General features: G+C 33.4%; 1 protein-coding gene. It reads right to left on the bottom strand.

Annotated elements, in window-relative coordinates; genetic code table 11:
* Positions 1-898 (bottom strand): DDE-type integrase/transposase/recombinase (locus A3SG_RS0118390; protein ID WP_016991448.1); only part of this gene is annotated, 898 nt, incomplete at its 3' end.
* Between the last annotated feature and the right edge of the window lie 135 nt (positions 899-1033).

Here is a 1033-nt window from a genome sequence, read left to right as displayed (position 1 = left end):
CTATTGCTTGGCAAGGTGTTTTTACATTTAGTTCCTTTCTCAAAGAACCGTGTCTTCTATAAAGATTATAAAACGACAGGAAGTTTGCTAAATCTTGATTCATTTCATTAGGATTTTTATACTGGTTTTTAAGAATTGTATTGTTTTTAATCGTTCCATTTACTCTTTCAACCATTCCATTAGTTTTGGGTGTAAATGGAGCAGTTAATCGGTGTTCAATTTCGTTTTCTAGACATTTAACATCCATTTTAGATGGCTTTGTGCATTTATTTCCTTTTTTAGAAACCAGTAATCTATTGGTGAATTCTAATCCGTTATCGGTTAAGATATGTGAAATATAAAAAGGGAAAAAGTCAAAACATTTATCCATAAAATCTTCTGTATTATCAGCTGTTTTATTTTCGTAAATCCAGTAAATCATTGCTCTTGTACAGCGATCGATCGCTACGAAAAGATAATACGATTGCTTATTAAATTTAGGCAAATAAGTAACATCGATGTGCAAATACCCAGGTTCGTATTCCTTAAACTTCTTGGCTTTCTCTTTCTTTTGCGGCGGAACAACATTAATGTTTTCCTTAACCAGAACCCGATAAACAGAGCTTCTTGATATTTTTGGGTTTTCAGTTAAAAGCGTTTCCCAAACTTCATCAATGGACATCCAAGACGATTTCCGTAAACTAATAGCTAGTGCTTTTTCTACGTCTGATAAAGCATACTCGATTTTCAAAGGCTTACAAGAAGCATCTTGAATAAAATCTCGATTTCTCCATTTTGAAATCGTTTGCTCTGAAACATTAAACCGAGTGGCTAAATCCGAATTGCTTGCAGAATTGTTTTGAATTTGCGAGCGAATGTTTAAATTCGTTGCGGCATTGGAATGATAGACTTGTTGCATAATTATTTTTCTTTTTAGTCAAACAAAAATAATCAACTTTTTTATCTTCCCCTTCTGGGTTTTCTTTTTCGGCTACGCCTTCAAAGAAAACCCAGAAGGGGGCAAAATGTCATCAACAATGTTATGAAACTTTAC

This window comes from Flavobacterium sp. ACAM 123 (assembly GCF_000264055.1).
In the GTDB taxonomy this organism is placed as follows: Bacteria; Bacteroidota; Bacteroidia; order Flavobacteriales; family Flavobacteriaceae; genus Flavobacterium.
The sequence above is the reverse complement of the archived record's forward strand: the minus strand, read 5'-3'. Positions and strand labels throughout refer to the sequence as shown.